Below are 17,874 nucleotides of genomic sequence, written 5' to 3' on the forward strand. Positions count from 1 at the left end.
CTGCCTTGCAGAAAAATGGCTCGGGCATGCAAACCGCGAGTTGCATCGCTCACACAATGGGTGATGAGCAATGGCTTGATTGCCGGTGGGCTAGATGTGCTTGAGATCGACCAGAAGAGCGGCGTCGGCGGCCAGATCGTCCCCGCATATCCATTCGACTGCATCGAGCTTCAGTCGAATGTATTTTTTGAAGAGCTCTCGCAAGTCCTTCTCGATCGAGGTTGCAGTCAAACCGGGCTGCAGCACCCCACGGAAGGTAAGAATCTCTCTGTGCTCACGCTTCGAGACAACCACTTGCGCGCGTTGAATCTGCGGGATGCGCACCAGCATCTCTTCAATGTTGCGCGGATAGATGAAGATTTCGCGGGCTTTCACCGCCTGTCCAACCCGGCCCTTCAGCGGGCTGATGCGGCTGACGAATCCGTCGGTCGAGGTGGCGATACCTTCGGCCAAATCGCCTGTACCAAACCGCACAAGGGGCCAGCCGTGATTCAGGGTGGTGACCACGATCTCACCGGTGTGACCCAAGGGCAAGGGAATGCCCGTTCGGGGGTCACAAATCTGGACCAGCCTTTGCGGCTGCACGGTGTAGCCTTCATGGCCCGCTTCTTCGTAGCCGATGAGGCCAAAATCGCCGGTCGCGTACGCTGAGAAGGTCTTGATGCTGTAGCGGTTCTCCAGTGCACGCCGCTTGCCCATCCAGTCGCCCATTTCCCCACCGAGCAGCACCGACTTGAGTTTCCAGGCCGCCGGAAGCGGATGGCCCAACTGCTCCAGTGTGTTGATCAGCGTGATGAAGAAGGCCGTTGAGGCGCAGACGCAGGTGACACCCAGTTCCAGTATCAGTTGGGCCTGCTGTTCGGCGCCACCGGGGCCGCAGGGAATGACGGTGGCGCCTGTGGCCGCGATGCCCTGGTCGAGCAGGACACCTGCAGGTACCAGGTGATACGACCATGTGTTCAGCACCCGGTCCTGTGGGCCGATGCCCGCGCGCCGGAAGCTATGGGAAAAGCCGTGACCGTCCCGATCGTCGTTCAACTGAGGTTCGTAAATGGGGCCTGGCGACACAAAGATGCGCCGGATCGCTGCTTCGTCGGCGGCCAGGAAGCCGCCGAACGGCGGCGCCTTGCGCTGGTGGTCCAGCAGCGCGTCCTTGCTCGTGACGGGCAGGCGCGCCAAGTCGGCCGCACTGCGGATCTCCTGCGGCGTCATGCCCGTGCGCTCGTAGATGTCGCGGATGGCGGGCGCGCGGTCGTAGGCGTTCTGCTGCGCGGCACGAAGGTAGGCGAGCCGATCCGGCGGCAAGGGGTACGTCATGGTCGGCCTCTTCGCCTACTGGCCCGTGAATCGGGGCGGCCGCTTCTCTTCGAAGGCCAACAATCCTTCGCACTGGTCGGCGCTGTGCGAATGCACTTCCGAGGCGAGCAGTTCCAGGCGCAATGCGGTCTCCATGGGTTGTTGCAGGCCATCGTCGATCAGCGCCTTCATGCGCCTCACGCCCAGCGGACTCTTGGTGGCGATCTTGTCCACCAGAGTCTGGGTGGCCTCCTCCAGATCTCCTGCGTCCACCACCTGGTTGACCAGACCGGCCTGCATCATGTCTTCCGCAGTGAGAAAGTCACCTGTGAAAAGCAGGTACTTGGCGCGTGTGGGCCCAATGACGCGGGGTAGGCGAACCGAGCCCCCTCCGCCCGGCAACAAACCGTAGTTCGCATGGGCATCGCCGATCTTGGCGCCACGAGCGGCCAGCACTAGGTCGCAGCAGAGCACCAACTCCAGGCCGCCGGCCAGGGCCAGTCCATTGAGTGCGGCGATCACCGGTTTTGGGAAGCTGTCCAGCCGGTTCATCGTGGTCAGGACACAGTCGAGAAACCGACGCGGGCCGTCCGGGTCCGATTGCGCGCGAACGTACTTGAGATCAGCCCCGGCGCAGAAGGCCCGGCCCGCGCCGGTGAGAACGACCGCCCGAACCTCGGGGTTTTTCTCGGCCTCGTTCAGGGCCTGATCAATGCCGTTGAGCAGTTCCGGTGTGAGGGCGTTCATGGCCTCCGGCCGATTCAGGCGGATCCACATCGCCCCTTGGCGGACTTCCACGACAACAGCGGGTGGCGGCATTGTTTCTCTCTCCATGGCTTGTTTTTTCATGATCGGATTCTGCGATTCAACCGGCAGTCGGGCCCTCGGTAATTTCCATTACTGCAGGGTTGTTAATTTTACTTTACAGTAAAAATTAAACAACCGAAAGAGCAGAATGAACCAGCAGGCGGCATTGCAGGGGTCTCCGTTGAAGGGGATCAAAGTGGTGGAGTTCGAGGGCATCGGACCGGGGCCTCTGGCCGGCTTGCTGCTCATGCAACTCGGGGCGGAGGTCACGCTGGTGGCGCGTCCGGGACCGGGCGCATTGCCCAAGGACATGACGCCGCGTGAGGATGGTTTGTTGTCTCGCGGCAAGCGCCGCGTGGTCTTGAACTTGAAAGAGGACCACGGCCGCGCCCACGCGCTGGAGATCGTTGCGGCGAGTGACGGGCTGATCGAGGGCAACCGGCCCGGCGTCATGGAGCGCCTGGGTCTTGGGCCGGGCGCCTGTGCGCCGCTGAACCCGCGCCTGGTGTACGGGCGCATGACCGGTTGGGGCCAGGACGGGCCACTGGCGCAGGCCGCCGGCCACGACATGAACTATGTGGCGCTCACCGGCCTCATGGCGTTGACGCAGCGCCCTGGTCACCCGCCCATGCTGCCCCCCACGGTGCTGGGCGATGCGGCGGGCGCGCTGGGTTTCGCGTTGGGCATGGTGTCCGGCTTGCTGGCGGCCAGGTCGAGCGGGCAGGGCTGTGTGGTGGATGGCGCCATCGTGGATGTGTTGGCCATGCTGTCTCCGCTGGTGCAGATCATCAGCGCCGCAGGTGGTTTTGATCCGGGGGTGCCCAGTGTGTTCCACGACTCGCCCTTTTACGACCGGTACCTCTGTGCGGATGGTCGCTACATCACCGTGGGGGCCATCGAGCCACCGTTCTACGCACTGCTGCTGCAGCGGCTCGGGCTGACCGATGTGGTGTTGTCCGATCAGATGAACCGATCGGCGTGGCCGACGCTGAAGGCGCGGATGACGGCGCTGTTCGCATCGCAGCCCAGTGCCCACTGGACACAGCTTCTGGAGGGGACGGACGCCTGCTATGCACCGGTGCTGAACATGACCGAGGCGGCCGTCCACCCACACAACGTGGCGCGTGGCCTGTACCGCGTCACGCCGGAAGGCGATGTCGAGACCGTGAGGGGATTGCGATTTCTGGCGCTGACGGATCGGGCCACCGCCGTCTGATCAGGCATCGGGATTTCCCTAGTCGTTTCGTCAAAATTCTACTTTACAGTAAAACAACTTTACAAACAGTAGATCGGTGTCGAGGCGGCGCCTCCATTCGACCCGCTTAAAGGAGAAATGTGTTGGAAGACATCTATGTCGTTGGTGTGGGGATGACCCCGTTTGGCCGACATCTGGACAAAGACATCAAGCAGCTGACGCGCGAGGCGACCGAGGCGGCGCTGGTGGATGCAGGGATGCGGCAGGAGGACCTGCAAGCCGCCTTCTTTGGCAACACCTCCCAAGGTCACATGGAAGGCCAGCACATGATCCGCGGGCAGATTGCCTTGCGCGCCATGGGGATCGGGCGCATCCCGGTGGTGAACATCGAGAACGCCTGCGCCAGCGGATCCTCCGCGTTCGTGCTGGCGTGCAACCACGTCCGGTCAGGTGCCAGTGACGTGGCCCTGGCCATTGGCGCGGAGAAGATGTTCACCACGGACAAGCAGAAGATGTTCTCGGTCTTTGACAGCGCCTGGGATCTCTCCCGGGCGGCCGAGATTCGCGACGACCTGATGAAGCTCGGGCGCGATGTGTTGGTGCCGGAGGGGTCCACTTCACCCCGGCCCTACAGCGTGTTCATGGACGTGTACGCGGCGTTCGCGCGCTCCCACATGCGCACGTTCGGCACCACGCAGCGGCAGCTGGCGGCCGTCTCTGCCAAGAACCACGCGCACTCGGTGCACAACCCGCTGTCGCAGTACCAGGTGGCTTACAGCATCGACGACGTGCTGGCCGCGCCGCCCATCACCTACCCACTGACCTTGCCGATGTGTTCTCCGGTGTCGGACGGTGCGGCCGCGGTCATCGTGTGCAACCGGTCCGCGCTCCAGCGGCTGGGCCTCGACGCGCGCCGGGCGATCCGGGTGCTGGCCACCCTCGTGCAAAGCGGCTCGGCCCGCAGCGAGGACGACCACGCCAACCATTGCACGGCGCTGGCCGCGCGCCGGGCCTACGAGCTGGCCGGTGTGGGGCCTGACGACATCTCCGTGGCCGAAGTCCACGACGCCACCGCCATGGGCGAAATCATCCAGTCCGAAAACCTGGGCTTCTGCGAGTTCGGCCAGGGTGGCGTGATCGCCGAGCGGGGCGACACCCGCATCGGTGGGCGCATTCCCATCAACCCATCGGGTGGGCTGGAGTCGAAGGGGCACCCGGTGGGTGCGACAGGCCTGGCGCAGGTGCATGAGCTGGTGACCCAGCTGCGCGCCGAAGCCGGCGCGCGGCAAGTGGAAGGCGCGCGCATCGCATTGGCAGAAAACGGCGGTGGTCTCGAAGGCATCGAGGAAGCCGTGGCCTGCATCACGATCCTGGCGCGCTGAGCGCCCTACCGAAAGAAGCAAGCAACATGGACATCAAGAACACGGTGGCGCTGGTGACCGGCGCGGGTTCGGGCCTGGGTCTGGCGACCTGCAAGGCCCTGGTCGATGCGGGCGCCAAGGTGGTGGCGGTCGACCTGGACGAAGACCGCCTGGTGCGCGAGATGACGCCTTTGGGCGACAGCGTGCGCGCACTGAAAGTGGATGTGGCCGACGACGCCAGTGTGGAGGCCGCCGTAGCGTTCGCGGTCCGCACGTTCGGTGCCTTGCAGGTGGCCGTGAACTGCGCGGGCATTCTGGGCCCGTGCAAGACCTTGTCCAAGGGCGAGCTGTTTCCGCTGGACCTCTGGAACCGCGTGATCGGTGTCAACCTCACCGGCACCTTCAACGTCATCCGGCACGCTGCCCGGGCCATGGCTCAAAACGAACCTAATGTGGACGGCGAGCGCGGCGTGATCGTCAACACATCTTCGGGGGCGGCCTGGCAAGGGCAGATGGGGCAGGCCGCCTACAGCGCCAGCAAGGCGGGAGTCATGGGTCTGACCCTACCCGTGGCGCGAGACCTGGCGCAGCACGGGGTGCGGGTCGTCGCGCTCGCGCCGGGTCTGTTCGAGACAGGCATGTCGGCCGGCATGCCGACCAAGGTGGCGCAAAACATCATCGAGAAAGTCATCCTGTTCCCGAACCGCATGGGGCAGGCGCCGGAGTTCTCTGCCCTGGTCCGCCATGTGGTGGAGAACGCCTACCTGAACGCCACCACGCTGAGCATCGATGGTGGCGCCCGGCTCTGACCGGGGCCGATGCGCCAGCCCGAAAAGAACCCCACCGCAAGACCCCCCAATGGTCTGAACAAGGAGACCCGATGGACATGATCCCACCTGGCAAGAGGCAGCCCTCATGACGGCCACCACCAGTGCCCATTCGCACGATGTGGTGCTCTCGGCCCGGAACCTGTTGCTGCAGTTCGGTGGCATCGTCGCGCTCAACGATGTGTCCATCGATGTGCGCAAGGACGAGCTGCTGGCCATCATCGGTCCGAACGGCGCGGGGAAGTCCTCGCTCATGAATTGCCTGAGCGGCTTCTACCGCCCCAGGAAGGGCGATATCACGCTCGGGGGCCGCAGCGTGCGCCACATGGCGGTGCACGAGGTCGCGGGCCAGGGCCTGGCCAGGACCTTTCAGGGCACGCACATCTTCTCGGGTATGACGGTGGTCGAGAACCTGATGGTGGGGCGCCACATGCACATGCGCACGAACCTGGCGGAGTCGTTTCTCTACTTTGGCGCGGCCCGGCGCGAAGAGGTGATCCACCGGGAGGTGGTGGAGGAAATCATCGAGTTCTTGGAAATCGAGGCGATTCGCCACGCCCCGGTGGGCAGCCTGGGCTACGGCCTTCGCAAGCGCGTGGACCTGGGGCGGGCGCTGGCCCAGGACCCCCGCATCCTGTTGATGGACGAGCCCATGGCCGGCATGAACGCCGAAGAAAAGGAAGACCTGGCGCGCTTCATCCTGGACGTGCGCGAAGCCAAGCGGATTCCGGTCGTGCTGGTGGAGCACGACATGGGCGTGGTGATGGACCTTGCGGACCGCATCGCGGTGCTCGACTTCGGTCGCAAGATCGCCGAGGGCACCCCTCGCGAAATTCAGGCCGATCCCGCTGTCATGAAAGCCTATCTCGGGGAGGGCGGGCCATGATGCTCAAGATCGAAACCCTGCCACAGCTTTTGCAGCGCCATGCGCAGGCCACACCCGAGCGGTTGTCCCAGCGCCACAAGCAACGTGGCATCTGGCGCGAATACAGCTTTGCGGCGGTGGAACGCCAGGTGCTGGAGCTGGCCCTGGGGCTGCACCACATGGGCGTGCAGCGCGGTGCCACGGTGGCCATCATGGGTGAGAACGAGCCGCAGCACTACTGGGCCGAATTTGCGGCGCATGCGCTGGGCTGCAAAGTGGTCTCGCTGTACCCGGATCTGACGGCGGACGAAGTCCAGTACCTGCTGGAGGACAGCGAGACGGTCTGCCTTTTCGCCCAGGACCAGGAGCAGGTGGACAAGGGCCTGGAGGTCAAGGACAAGCTGGGGCTGCTTCGCCACATCGTGTACTGGGACGACACCGGCATGTGGTCCTACAACGACCCGATCCTCGGCACCTTCAGCTCGGTGCAGCAGCAGGGGCGTGCGTTGGAGGCGCAGGACCCCGGGCTGTACCGTTCGCTGCTGGCAAAAGGCTCGCCCGACGACGTGGCCGTGTTGTCCTACACCTCGGGGACCACCGGCAAACCCAAAGGGGTGGTTCTCACGCACCGTTTCCTGATCGACAACGCGCAGCGCCTGATCCAGGCCACCGACGCCCAGCCGGGCATGGAGTACCTGAGCTACATCGCGCCGGCCTGGGCGACCGAGCAGATCAACGGCATCTCGGTGGGCCTGGGGCTGCCCATGGTGGTCAACTTCCCGGAAAACCCCGAGCAGGTGCTGGCCAACATCCGCGAGCTGGCCGTCGAGGCCATGACCTTTGCCCCGCGCCAATGGGAGAGCATGGCCTCCTCGGTGCAGGCCCACATGCTGGACGCCGGGCCCGTGCGGCGCGCCGTCTACGAGTGGGGCTTGAAGGTGGGGCGCGCCTTCAACGTGGGCCGCCTGGATGGTCAACCGATCGGCTGGCTGGACCGCCTGCAGTTCCCCCTGGCCGAAGCCTTGGTCCTGCGGCCCTTGCGGGACCAGCTCGGGCTGACCCGGTTGCGCATTGCCAGCTGTGGCGGGGCCACCATGGCGCCCGACGTGTTCCGCATGTTCCATGCCATGGGCGTTCCCTTGCGCAACATCTACGGCTCTACCGAAACCGGCCTGCTCACCTGCCACCAGAGTGACCGCTTCGACCTGGAAACCGTGGGGCACTGGATGCGGGCGCACCCGGAGGCCGGTCCTCCCCTCGAATGGCGGGTGAGCCCGGACGGCGAACTCCAGATCCGGGGTGGCAGTCCTTTCCTGGGCTATTACCGGCGGGAGGGGTCGGTCGAGTCCAAGGTCAAGGACGGCTGGTTCCACACCGGCGATGCCGTGACCCGGACCGACCGCGGAGAGCTGGTCTTTCTGGAGCGGCTGTCCGACTTGAAACGGCTGCGCAGCGGCGATACCTTTCCGCCCCAGTTCGTCGAGACGCGTTTGCGGTTCAGCCCGTTCATCAAGGACATCATGACCGTGGGCGATGAAGGACGTGACTTCGTGGCCGCGCTCATCAACATCGACATGGCGGTGCTGTCACGCTGGGCCGAAGACAAGCGCATCGGTTTCTCGACCTTCACCGATCTATCGCAACGCCCCGAGATCGCGGTCCTGATCAGCCAGGAAATCGCGCGCGTCAACCAGTTTCTGCCGGTGCATGCGCGGGTGAAGCGGTTCGCCAACTTTCCCAAGGAACTCGATCCCGATGAGGGGGAGCTGACGCGTTCGCGCAAGCTGCGGCGCGAGTTCCTGGAGGAGCGCTACAGCGCCCTGATTCAGGGCCTCTACGACGGCTCCCGTGAGGTGCGGATCGACATCCCCGTGACCTACCAGGACGGACGCCGAAGCAACTTCAACGCGAAGGTGTTCATTCACGATGCCGACGGATCCGGTTCGAACACCTTGACCGAACCCCAGCGAAGGAGGCCCGCATGAGCGATTTTCTGAACTACCTCGTCAACGGGGCATTGACCGGTCTGCTCTACGCCCTCATGGCGATGGGCTTCGTGGTGATCTACCGCGCGTCCAAAGTGTTCAACTTTGCACAGGGGGAGCTGGTCGTCTTCGGCGGCTACATGGTGTGGTGGACCATCATCCAGATGGGCATGCCGGTGTGGCTGGGCTTGCCCGTGGCCTTCGCCAGCGCGGCGATCTTCGGCCTGATGATCGAGCGCATCTTTTTCGCGCGCCTCGTGGGCGAATCCGTGTTCTCGATGGTGATGGTGACGATCGGACTGCTGATCCTGATCCGCGGGATTGTGCTGGTGTTCTTTGGTCCCCAGGTGCGCGCCTTCCCGATCATCTTTCCGATCGAACCCATCATCCTGGGTGATGTGGTGATCTCCCGCTCGCTCCTCTACGGCGGCATCCTGACCGTGGCCATCGGCTTTGGCCTTTCTTGGTTCTTCAATCGGACCCGCATGGGTCTGACGATGACGGCCGTGGCCGAAGACCACCAGGTCGCGATGTCGATGGGCATCTCGGTGCAACGCTCGATCGCGTTTGCCTGGATGCTGGGTGCCGTGCTTTCGACGCTGGGCGCGATGGTCCACCTGAGTGGCCGGTCCATCAACATGATGAGTTCCGACATCGGCCTGGCCGCGCTGCCCGTGGCGCTGCTCGCGGGCCTGGAGTCGCTGGCCGGGCTGCTGCTAGCCGGCATTCTGGTCGGGGTTATCCAGGGGCTGGCGTCGGCCTACCTCGATCCCCTGGTGGGCGGGGCGCTCGGCTCGGTCTTCCCTTTCATCATCATGTTGTTGATGTTGTTGATCCGTCCCACCGGCATGTTCGGCTGGAAAACCATTGAGAGGGTATGAGCATGGATCCCGCAGGTGTTTTCGCGACCTCGTTTGCCCAGGACCAGGCGCTGGTGCGCACGCGCAGCCAGGCCGTGACGCTGGCCTTGTTCGTCTTGGCCATGTTTGCGCTGCCCCTGATCGCCGACGCCCGCTCGGTGGCGGTGATGACCTCGATGCTGATCACCGCCGTGGTGGTGATCGGCTTGCAGATCAACACCGGCCTGGCCGGGCAGATCAACATGGGACAGGCAGCCTTCATGGGCGTGGGCGCCTACGCCACCGCGCTGCTCGCGACCAAGGGCGGCCTGCCGTTCTGGATCGCGTTGCCGGTCGGTGGCGTGTGCGCGGCCCTGTTCGGCCTGGTGTTTGGCCTGGCCGCTGTCCGCATCAAGGGCTTTTACCTGGCCCTCACCACGATCGCGGCGCAGATCCTGTTCCATTTCATGGTGCTGAACCTGCCCGCTGCCTGGCTGGGTGGGTCCAACGGCATCACGGTCGATGCGGCACGGCTGTTCGGCGTGGTGCTCGACACCGATGCCGGCGTCTACTACCTGTGTCTGGTGGTGGCCTGCATCATGATCGCGGGCGCCTATGGCGTGGCCCGCAGCCGGCATGGCCGGATCTTCGCCGCCGTGCGCGATGACGACGTCGCCTCCGGCATGATGGGCATCAACGTGGTGCGCACCAAGGCACTGGCCTTCCTGCTGGGCGCCTTCTATGCGGGCATCGGAGGCGGGCTGTGGGCGTACTACGTGCGCTTCGTCTCGATCGATCAGTTCACCCTGATCCACTCCATCTGGTTCATCGCCATGATCATCGTGGGTGGCATGGGCTCGGTGACAGGCGCACTGATTGGTGTGTTCGTCATCCGCCTTGCGCAGGAGTCCTTTACCAGCATGGGCCCTTCCCTGGTCGAGAGCTTCTCGTTCCTGAGCGGCGACGTGGTCTTCGCCGCGATGAACATCTTTCTGGGCGGCATCATCGCCGGCTTCCTGATCTTCGAGCCGCGTGGACTGATGCACCGCTGGAACATTCTCAAGCGGTCCTACCGGATGTGGCCCTACCCCTACTGATACCGGACTTTCGCGGCCGTCCGCTGCGCTGGAGGACGGTTGATTCGTGTTGGACAGCGTGATCAAAACCAGGAGACTTGCGTGAATACAAACAATGGATGTCTGTCGGCCTTTGCCCGCGTGGCGCGATGCGGTGCCTTGGCCGCCGGTGTGTTCGGTCTCGCGGGCACGGCCCAGGCACAGACCACCTACAACATCGCTGGACTGGCCGACTTCACCGGGCCTTATGCCGACGTCATGAAGGACATGACCGGTTGCCGCAAGGGCGTGCTCGACTGGTGGAGTGAGGAGGTGGGCAAGCCCCAGGGTGTGGCGCTTCGCGTCAAGGAGTACGACACGCGCTACGACGTCGCGCAGGTCGCCAGCCTGTGGCCCGGCATCCGGTCGGAGCTGGACCCCGTGGCCATTCTGGGCATCGGCGGGTCGGACGCGGCGGCCCTGCAGCAGCGCCTGCCCAACGACAAGGTGCCCCAGGTCCTGGCCACGGCCGGTTATGGCTTTGCCTGGAAGAGCGACAGCTGGGTGTTCAACGCCCGAGCCACCTACCCGCACGAGGTGGCGGCCTTCTACACCTGGTTGCAGAAGAAATCCGGTTCCGCCGCGCCCATCAAGGTCGGTGTGATTTCCTCCGAAGTGTCCCCGGCTTACGTGGACATCCACAAGGGAACCGAGAAGTTCGCGAAAGACAACCCCAAGATCCTGGAAGTCGTGGAGACGGTCTACACCGAAGCCCAGCCCACCGACCTGACGCAGCAAGTGAACCGCCTGATTCGCAAGGGCGCGACCGTACTCCAGGTCTTCAACAACACGGCCTCCGTGGTGGCGACGCGCCGTGCCCTGCAAAGCCTGGGCAAGACCAACATCCCCATCGTCATGTCGGCCCACAACGGCTTGATTTCATCGGGCAAGGCCCTGGGTGGTCTGGAGCAGATGGAAGGCAACTACGAGGTCTACGGCATGGCCATGCCCACGGACGATCCGACCACGGCGCGGGCCTTCTTCGACCAGCTGCGCAGCAAGTACAAGGCACAGGTCAGCTACACCTCGGCCTGCATCATGGGCATGAGCCAGGGCCTCATCGTGGCCCGTGCCGTCGAGCAGGCGATCAAGACCAAGGGGGTCAAGGGCGTCAAGGGGGAGGACGTCCGCGCGGCGCTGCTGTCCACGCCGATGCCGAGCGAGCGCAGCTTTGGCGTGCTGCCCAACCTGCAGTACGGCAAGGATGCGCCATTTCCCACCGAAGGCCTGGCCGTCAACATCGGCACGGTGGAAAAGGGCAAGTACAAGCTGCTGGAACAGAACGTTCCCATGCCCGTGTTGAACAAGTGGTAAATGAACCCCGGCGTGGATCCGGATCGATCGCGGTCCACGCCCACTCCAACGGAGTCACCCGTGCTTGAACTGAACAACGTCGAGGTCCTGTACAGCGATGTCATCCTCGCTGTCAAAGGCATTTCCGCCCAGGTGCCCACCGGGCAGTGCGTGACCTTGCTGGGCGCTAATGGGGCGGGCAAGAGCACCACCCTGAAGGCCATCTCGAACCTGATCAAGACCGAAGATGGCCGCGTGACGGCGGGCACCATCCGCTTCGATGGGGCCGACATCACGGGGGGCAACCCGGCCGAGCAGGTGCGCAGGGGGCTGGTGCATGTCATGGAAGGCCGCAAGGTGCTGCGGCACATGACGGTGGAGCAGAACCTGGTGGTCGGCGGGCACATGGGCCCTGGGCGAGACGCCCGTGAACTGCTGGACGAGGTGTATGGCCGCATCCAGCGGCTTGCCGCCTTGCGCCACCGCACGGCGGGCTACCTGTCCGGGGGGGAGCAGCAGTTGCTGGTGATCGGGCGGGCCCTCATGGCCAGACCCAAGCTGGTCATGATCGATGAGCCCTCGCTGGGCCTGGCACCGCTCATGGTGGAAGAGGTCTACGGTTTGCTCGCCGATCTCAAGGCCAGTGGCCTGACGCTGCTGATCGTCGAGCAGAACACGCGCGTCGCGCTGGAGCTGGCCGACTACGGCTACGTGATGGAAGGCGGTCGGGTCGTGCTCGAAGGCCCCTCTGCCAGCCTCAGGAGCAACGAGGACGTGCGCGAGTTCTACCTGGGCCTGACGGTGGAAGGCGAGCGCAAGAGCTTCAGGGACATGAAACATTACCGCCGCCGCAAGCGGTGGTTGGGCTGATGGGCCGATCCGCCCAACGCCATCGACAACCTTCAAGGACGAGCCATGACAAGTGTTTCCAATGCATTTTTGAGCGAACAGGAAGTGATGATCCGGGAGTCGGCCCGTCGCGTCGCCAGCGAAGTGGTGGCCAGCACCGCGGCCGAGCGCGATCGCAGCAGCGCCTGGCCCCACGATGAAATCCGGGCGGTGGCCGAGCTCGGCTTCATGGGGATGCTGGCGCCTCAGGCCCACGGCGGATCCGGACTGTCGTTCGTGGAGTACTGTCTGGCGATCGAGGAGTTCGCCGCTGCGGATGGTGGTTTCGCCACCATGATGCATGTGCACAACTCGTCCGCGCACGTGCTGCGCTCATTCGGCACCGAGGAGCAGATGCGCGCCTACCTGCCGGAGCTGGCCCGCGCCCAGCGCATCGGGGCTTTCCTGTTGTCGGAGCCCCATGCGGGTTCCGACACCGCCGCCATCCGCACCACGGCGAGGCGCGAGGGGGACAGCTACGTGCTCAATGGGAGCAAGCAATGGATCTCCAACGGCAGCGAGGCCGGCTTCGCCCTGGTGGTTGCCGCCACGGGCGCGCCTGGCGCTCGCGACCGCTTCAGCCTGTTCATCGCGGACCCGAAGGAGCCCGGTTACCAATGCCTGCGAATCGAAAACAAGCTGGGCCAGCACACGGCCCACACGGCCCAGATTCAGCTGGACAACCTGCGTGTGCCGGCGAAGAACATGATCGGCGAGGAAGGTCGCGGCTACGGCAAGGCGCTCTCGTTGCTCTCCGACGGCCGCATTGCGATCGCTGCGCTGTCCATCGGCATTGCCCGCGCTGCCCTGGAGGCCGCGATCCGATACGCGAAGGAGCGTGAAGCCTACGGAAAGCCGATCGCCGAGTTGCAGGCCGTCAGCTTTGACCTGGCGGAGATGGCCACGCAGGTGGACGTGGCGCGCCAGTTCATGTTGTACGCGGCGCGCTTGACGGACGCGAAGCTGCCGTCCATCAAGGAAGCCGCGATGGCCAAACTGTTCGCCAGCGAGATGGCGGAGAAGGTCTGTTCGGCCGCGCTTCAGGTGCATGGCGGCTATGGTTACGTGAACGATTTCCCCGTCGAACGCTACTACCGCGACGTGCGGGTGACGAAGATCTACGAGGGCACCAGCCACATCCAACGGCTGATCATCGCGCGGCAACTGCTGGCGGGTTGACGCCAGCTCGCAGGTCTGGCGTTGCGACTTGCCTGTCCGATATCATTGAAACTCGCCCTTTTCGGGGCAAATGCGCAGAGGACACAGAAGAATGAGCACGCAAGTCGACGCCAAGCCGAAGCTGCGGCCCCGTTGCCCGGCCGCCAAACGCCCTGCCAAGAGCGTGAAGTGGAACAACGCGGTCGGCGGCGCGGATGAACAATACCAGCTGAAGAAGCAGGCGGTCATTGCGGAGGCGTCCCGCACGTTCGGCCGCCACGGGTACAAGAATGTGTCTCTGGATGAGATCGCTGCGGCGCTCAATGTCACGAAGCCGGCGCTCTACTACTACTTCAAGAACAAGCAGGAACTGATCTACGAGTGCCACGAGCTGTCGATGAGGCTGGGGGACCAGGTTCTGAAGGACGCCATTGCCTCGGAATCCACGGGGTATGGACGCATCACGACCTTCATCAAGAACTACATCTCACTGCTGACCGACGAAATGGGGGCGCCTGCGATCCTGCACGATTTTTCGGCCATGACGCCCGCGGATCAGAAGAAGATCACCGCAAGGCGCCGCAAGTTCGATCTGGAGTTGCGCCAGGTGTTTGAGGATGGCATTCGAGACGGGTCCATCGCACCATGCGATGCCAAGTTGGCCGTATTCTGGTTCATGGGGGCCGTCGGGGGAATTTCCCAATGGTTCCACGCAGAAGGTCGCCTGCGTGGCGATGAGGTCGCTGACATTTTCATCGGCCTGCTGGCTCATGGCATTCGTCCGGTTGCGGTCGGAAAGATGGGCATGACGTCAAAGTCAGCCAGAAGTCGGTAGCTATATGACGGAAGCCTGTTGTCTTCCACTGAAAGCTGCGACACCGAGTGTCATGAGACGCTGGGCACTGCGCGCACAGATGTCCATCCGCGAGATCTCCAGGCCCACAGGCCTGGCTCGCAACACCGTTTAAAAGTACCTGCGGGTGGGCAATGAAGAGCCCCGCTAGTAACCGACGAGAGGCCGCGCAAGACGCTCGGCTTCCATATCCCCGCTGAGATGTTCAGCGAATGTGTTGCATCGACCGGTGAATCCGCCCCGCATAGACGACCTGGACACCGACGTTTTATGCGCTGTGAGAAGGGCGCAGCAAGACCCAATACCACCATAAGTTGGCGATAACTTTGGCGCGAAATAGGGCAGTCGCAACAACTAGTGACCTCCAGTCGCAGCACTTTGGCGCCAGTTCCATTTAATGTGGCGCCCTACGTCACCATCGCTGATGACCGCATCCATGAACTCGTTGGTCACGCCCACCGAGATGTTGAACTGAGACAGCTGCGCAAACGCGCCGCGCACCATCCAGCCGAAGTTCGGTTTGCTCGCCAGGAGCTTCATGAACTGGCGCTCTTCCGCCTCGTCCAGACCCATGGTCTTGAAATCCGGGGTCTTCTTCGAGTCGATGAACGCCTCGATGTCCGGGTGATCGCAGCGCAGCACGCCCATCTGGGCACCGCGGCGGGCACCGGCCGATTCCACCGTCTGGCAGGCTCGGTCAAAGACTCGCATGTAGCTCACCGGGCCGGAGGCCGTGGAGTCGGTGCCCTTCACATGCGCGCCACTGGGGCGAATCAGCGAGAAGTCGTAGCCGACGCCGCCACCTCGACGCATGGTTTCCGTGGCTTGCGCCAGGGCTTCCATGATCCCGGGCATGCCGTCTTTGTACCCGGTCATGGTGTCCGCGATAGGCTGAACGAAGCAGTTAATCATCGTAGCCACGCGGTCCATTCCAGCAGCACTGTTGATGCGCCCGGCCGGGATGAAGCCGTCGATCTGCGTCTGCAGGAACAGCTGCTCCATCTCAGGCGTGGTCGCCAAGGCCTTGGCCACGCGCTGCTGGACTTGCAGCATGGTGGTTTCACCAGGTGCTGCGTACTTTTCTTTGAAGACGTGAGCGCACAGATCCTGAGCAGGCAGGGGCGGCAGCACGTTGAAGTCTTGTTTCATTGGGGACTCTCAGTTGGGGGTTGAATTGCTAAAGGGGGTCTACGAGACCCGCCAATGCACACCCCCCAACGGGGAGGTGCGCATTGGCTGGCCCCGTGGGGAAATGCCGTCCTTGGCGAACGGCCATGGCTGCCGGATAGCAAGCCTCAGCGAGACTTGAGATCGGTGGTGATGTCTGGGGTCGCCTCTCTCGGGGAAAGGCTCGCGGTGTCCCAGATCCGCGTTTCGCTCTCTTGGAGCAGAAGCTTTGTCAAAGGAGCCCAACTCGGACACTTTTGGCAAAGCTTAGGGAAATTGTCCGGGCCTTGCGGCCACCAGGCAAACGATCCGGTCCAGTATTGACACTGGACCGGACGCTGCGCTCAATGCACCACAGATGGCGGCCACTGCAGGGGGTGGAAGGCCTCAGCCTCCTGCCACCACTGCGGCGAAGGCGGTTTGCCGTCGACCATCAGCCCCACGTAGGGATTGAAGCCGATGCGGTGGATCGCCATGGATTCGTCGTGCTTTTCAATCACAACGACCATGCTTTCCTCGCCTGTAGCCTGCTGGAACTTCACTACCTGCTCTCGCAGGTTCTCACCGATGCACATGTTGTCTCCGGTTGTGACCGAAGGCACCCCCGACCGGGAGGTGTCCCGGCCAAGGGTTGGTTGATGCTCAGACGAAGCCGGAAACGTCATCGAACGCGGAGTCACTGCGATCGAATCCAGAGTCGTCAAAGCCCCCACCGCTCTGCTGCGTTGCCTGTTGGGGCGCCGCAGAGTCACGGTGGGACTCGTTCTGGCCACGTTGGTACTGCTGGCCTTGGGCGGACGAGGGGCGGCCAAAGCCACCGCCAGTCGCACGCATGTTGTTGGGAGCCTGGCGCGCGCCGCCCTGGTTGCCGCCGCCCTGCCGCTCATTGCTGAACCGCTGAGCGCCAGCGCCTTCGGACTGTTGCGCCCCCTGTTGGGAGCTGCGCGGACGCGCTCCCTTCTGGTGCCAGGTCATCCTGTACTTGGTGAAAGACTTGCGCGCACCGTTTGCATCGGTGTAGGACGAAGTCTCCTGAGTACCGCTTGCCGAGATCAGTTGCCCTTTCTCAGCCGTCTCGCAGAACTTCTCGGCTTCCGCGTCGAAGCAGAAGAACGTCACCGCTTCGGTGACTTCCTCGCCCTTCGCGAAACGAGTGCTCAGCAGACGGAACTCACAGACAGCACCGCCGTTGCCCAACATCTTGAGCTCGGGCTGGTGGGCCAGTCGGCCGTGGACATTGATCAGGATCATGCGGACACCATCAGGTTTTCAACTTTGTACAGGTTCTTGCTTCCTTCGCGCCCACCGGCCAACGTGACCGGGACCTTCCCCATCGGGGTGATCGAGACACGCTCGCCAACTTGGCAGCCTGCCGCATCGAGCTCGCGCTCGAGTTCGGCACCGCGCAGAGGAAGTTCCGCGCCGTTGTCCAGAAGAATGGTGGCTTGAAAGACCTCATAGGGCTCACGATCCCGGGGGGTCATGCGATGAGATCCAGACTGCTTGAGCACGCCAACGTAGGTGATTCCCACCGTCGGCGTTGGTGCGAACACCTTGCTCTCCATTCCCTTCGGCTTTTCAACCGAGGTTGTCTTGGACGGCGCGGCGGGTTTCGCTGGCTGCTTCGCCACAGGCTGGGCCTGCGTCTTCTGCAGCTCCGAGTCCTTTGCTTTCGCAACAGGCGCCGGCTTGGCTATATCCGCTCTGCGTTCGTCCTTCGTCGGCTTTTTGCCCTTAACGCGGGCGTTGCCAAGACGGTTGATCAGTTCCTCGGCAAGTTGCACCGTCTCGTCCTTAACTTCCTCCAGATCGCTCTTGGGGTCGAAGGCCGTATCGGCAAACGTGAAGCGGCGACCTTTCATGATCGCGCGCAGCCGAGGCTCATTGATGATCAAGTCGCGCTTGATCGTCTTGCTTGCTTTGTACACACGCAGATTGATGACACCTACCGCAGGCACTAGACCGATCGAGATGATGCGGTCCGCCGCCTGAAAGTCGATGTTCTGAACCGCGCTCGCAAAGTCTGGTGATGGCACACCAGCAGCAACGGGCGCTACAGGTGTACGTGCATTGCTGGCCGCGTCGCTCACCGTGACGGCCGGTGCCTTGCGCTTGGCAGCAGGCTTGGCGGCCCGCGCAATCGCTCGTCCTGCCCGGAACGCACCCCAGAAGGGGCTCGTCACGAGGAAGACGAAGAACTTGAAATAGTCTCGCACTTGGTTTCC

The 17,874-nt window shown here is 63.6% G+C and carries 16 protein-coding genes and 1 pseudogene; 11 read left to right on the forward strand and 6 right to left on the reverse strand.

Annotation, left to right across the window (positions count from 1 at the left end):
• Window positions 1–90: 90 nt before the first annotated feature.
• Complete coding sequence (locus K5880_RS10385) at window positions 91–1,317, reverse strand: phenylacetate--CoA ligase family protein (protein ID WP_291133988.1); 1,227 nt, start codon at window positions 1,315–1,317, stop codon at window positions 91–93.
• Window positions 1,318–1,332: 15 nt separating this feature from the next.
• Window positions 1,333–2,145 carry an enoyl-CoA hydratase/isomerase family protein gene (locus K5880_RS10390; RefSeq protein WP_291125508.1) on the reverse strand — a complete coding sequence of 271 codons (813 nt, stop codon included), beginning with the start codon at window positions 2,143–2,145 and terminating at the stop codon, window positions 1,333–1,335.
• 106 nt (window positions 2,146–2,251) lie between these two features.
• Here K5880_RS10390 and K5880_RS10395 point away from each other — a divergent pair, with 106 nt between their 5' ends.
• From K5880_RS10395 to K5880_RS10445, 11 genes are all read left to right on the forward strand, one after another.
• Window positions 2,252–3,319 carry a CaiB/BaiF CoA-transferase family protein gene (locus tag K5880_RS10395; protein WP_291125505.1) on the forward strand — a complete coding sequence of 356 codons (1,068 nt, stop codon included), beginning with the start codon at window positions 2,252–2,254 and terminating at the stop codon, window positions 3,317–3,319.
• 122 nt (window positions 3,320–3,441) lie between these two features.
• Entirely contained in the window at window positions 3,442–4,680 is a 1,239-nt protein-coding gene (locus K5880_RS10400; protein ID WP_291125502.1) for a thiolase family protein, read from the forward strand.
• Window positions 4,681–4,706: 26 nt separating this feature from the next.
• Window positions 4,707–5,468 carry an SDR family NAD(P)-dependent oxidoreductase gene (locus K5880_RS10405; RefSeq protein WP_291125500.1) on the forward strand — a complete coding sequence of 254 codons (762 nt, stop codon included), beginning with the start codon at window positions 4,707–4,709 and terminating at the stop codon, window positions 5,466–5,468.
• Between the two features lie 106 nt (window positions 5,469–5,574).
• On the forward strand, window positions 5,575–6,372 hold the full coding sequence (locus K5880_RS10410) for an ABC transporter ATP-binding protein (RefSeq protein WP_291125498.1): 798 nt from the start codon (window positions 5,575–5,577) through the stop codon (window positions 6,370–6,372).
• On the forward strand, window positions 6,369–8,336 hold the full coding sequence (locus K5880_RS10415) for an AMP-binding protein (protein ID WP_291125496.1): 1,968 nt from the start codon (window positions 6,369–6,371) through the stop codon (window positions 8,334–8,336). Before K5880_RS10410 ends, K5880_RS10415 begins: the two co-directional genes overlap by 4 nt.
• On the forward strand, window positions 8,333–9,217 hold the full coding sequence (locus tag K5880_RS10420; protein WP_291114694.1) for a branched-chain amino acid ABC transporter permease: 885 nt from the start codon (window positions 8,333–8,335) through the stop codon (window positions 9,215–9,217). The genes K5880_RS10415 and K5880_RS10420 overlap by 4 nt, the downstream gene beginning before the upstream one ends.
• The gene (locus K5880_RS10425; RefSeq protein ID WP_291114696.1) at window positions 9,214–10,272 is read left to right on the forward strand and encodes a branched-chain amino acid ABC transporter permease; all 1,059 of its coding nucleotides are present in this window, start codon (window positions 9,214–9,216) and stop codon (window positions 10,270–10,272) included. The genes K5880_RS10420 and K5880_RS10425 overlap by 4 nt, the downstream gene beginning before the upstream one ends.
• Before the next feature lie 81 nt (window positions 10,273–10,353).
• Window positions 10,354–11,604: an ABC transporter substrate-binding protein gene (locus K5880_RS10430; protein ID WP_291114698.1), complete on the forward strand. Its 1,251-nt coding sequence runs from the start codon at window positions 10,354–10,356 to the stop codon at window positions 11,602–11,604.
• A 60-nt stretch (window positions 11,605–11,664) separates the two neighbouring features.
• Window positions 11,665–12,453 (forward strand): ABC transporter ATP-binding protein, encoded by a 789-nt coding sequence (locus K5880_RS10435; protein ID WP_291114700.1) that lies wholly within the window; start codon window positions 11,665–11,667, stop codon window positions 12,451–12,453.
• A gap of 45 nt (window positions 12,454–12,498) precedes the next feature.
• Window positions 12,499–13,650: an acyl-CoA dehydrogenase family protein gene (locus K5880_RS10440; protein ID WP_291125493.1), complete on the forward strand. Its 1,152-nt coding sequence runs from the start codon at window positions 12,499–12,501 to the stop codon at window positions 13,648–13,650.
• Between the two features lie 91 nt (window positions 13,651–13,741).
• Complete coding sequence (locus K5880_RS10445) at window positions 13,742–14,464, forward strand: TetR/AcrR family transcriptional regulator (protein ID WP_291125492.1); 723 nt, start codon at window positions 13,742–13,744, stop codon at window positions 14,462–14,464.
• A gap of 435 nt (window positions 14,465–14,899) precedes the next feature.
• On the opposite strand, the pseudogene K5880_RS10450 reads toward K5880_RS10445, so the two are convergent.
• The 4 genes and pseudogenes from K5880_RS10450 to K5880_RS10465 form a co-directional block, all read right to left on the reverse strand.
• Window positions 14,900–15,631: pseudogene (locus K5880_RS10450) on the reverse strand (ribonucleoside-diphosphate reductase, adenosylcobalamin-dependent); the annotation flags it as partial.
• 362 nt (window positions 15,632–15,993) lie between these two features.
• Window positions 15,994–16,224 carry a hypothetical protein gene (locus K5880_RS10455; RefSeq protein WP_297651418.1) on the reverse strand — a complete coding sequence of 77 codons (231 nt, stop codon included), beginning with the start codon at window positions 16,222–16,224 and terminating at the stop codon, window positions 15,994–15,996.
• Window positions 16,225–16,291: 67 nt separating this feature from the next.
• Entirely contained in the window at window positions 16,292–16,900 is a 609-nt protein-coding gene (locus tag K5880_RS10460; RefSeq protein WP_297651420.1) for a single-stranded DNA-binding protein, read from the reverse strand.
• Window positions 16,897–17,865: a hypothetical protein gene (locus K5880_RS10465; RefSeq protein WP_297651421.1), complete on the reverse strand. Its 969-nt coding sequence runs from the start codon at window positions 17,863–17,865 to the stop codon at window positions 16,897–16,899. The genes K5880_RS10460 and K5880_RS10465 overlap by 4 nt, the downstream gene beginning before the upstream one ends.
• Window positions 17,866–17,874 lie beyond the last annotated feature (9 nt).

The sequence above is a fragment of the Hydrogenophaga sp. genome (genome assembly GCF_025699295.1).
Taxonomy (GTDB): domain Bacteria; phylum Pseudomonadota; class Gammaproteobacteria; order Burkholderiales; family Burkholderiaceae_C; genus Hydrogenophaga.

Bases quoted from the DNA above. Each gene is read 5' to 3' on its own strand.
- K5880_RS10420 (WP_291114694.1), top strand. From the start codon at position 8,333: ATGAGCGATTTTCTGAACTACCTCGTCAACGGGGCATTGACCGGTCTG.
- K5880_RS10415 (WP_291125496.1), top strand. From the start codon at position 6,369: ATGATGCTCAAGATCGAAACCCTGCCACAGCTTTTGCAGCGCCATGCG.
- K5880_RS10385 (WP_291133988.1), bottom strand. From the start codon at position 1,317: ATGACGTACCCCTTGCCGCCGGATCGGCTCGCCTACCTTCGTGCCGCG.
- K5880_RS10445 (WP_291125492.1), top strand. From the start codon at position 13,742: ATGAGCACGCAAGTCGACGCCAAGCCGAAGCTGCGGCCCCGTTGCCCG.
- K5880_RS10455 (WP_297651418.1), bottom strand. From the start codon at position 16,224: ATGTGCATCGGTGAGAACCTGCGAGAGCAGGTAGTGAAGTTCCAGCAG.
- K5880_RS10460 (WP_297651420.1), bottom strand. From the start codon at position 16,900: ATGATCCTGATCAATGTCCACGGCCGACTGGCCCACCAGCCCGAGCTC.
- K5880_RS10410 (WP_291125498.1), top strand. From the start codon at position 5,575: ATGACGGCCACCACCAGTGCCCATTCGCACGATGTGGTGCTCTCGGCC.
- K5880_RS10425 (WP_291114696.1), top strand. From the start codon at position 9,214: ATGAGCATGGATCCCGCAGGTGTTTTCGCGACCTCGTTTGCCCAGGAC.
- K5880_RS10440 (WP_291125493.1), top strand. From the start codon at position 12,499: ATGACAAGTGTTTCCAATGCATTTTTGAGCGAACAGGAAGTGATGATC.
- K5880_RS10395 (WP_291125505.1), top strand. From the start codon at position 2,252: ATGAACCAGCAGGCGGCATTGCAGGGGTCTCCGTTGAAGGGGATCAAA.
- K5880_RS10405 (WP_291125500.1), top strand. From the start codon at position 4,707: ATGGACATCAAGAACACGGTGGCGCTGGTGACCGGCGCGGGTTCGGGC.
- K5880_RS10390 (WP_291125508.1), bottom strand. From the start codon at position 2,145: ATGAAAAAACAAGCCATGGAGAGAGAAACAATGCCGCCACCCGCTGTT.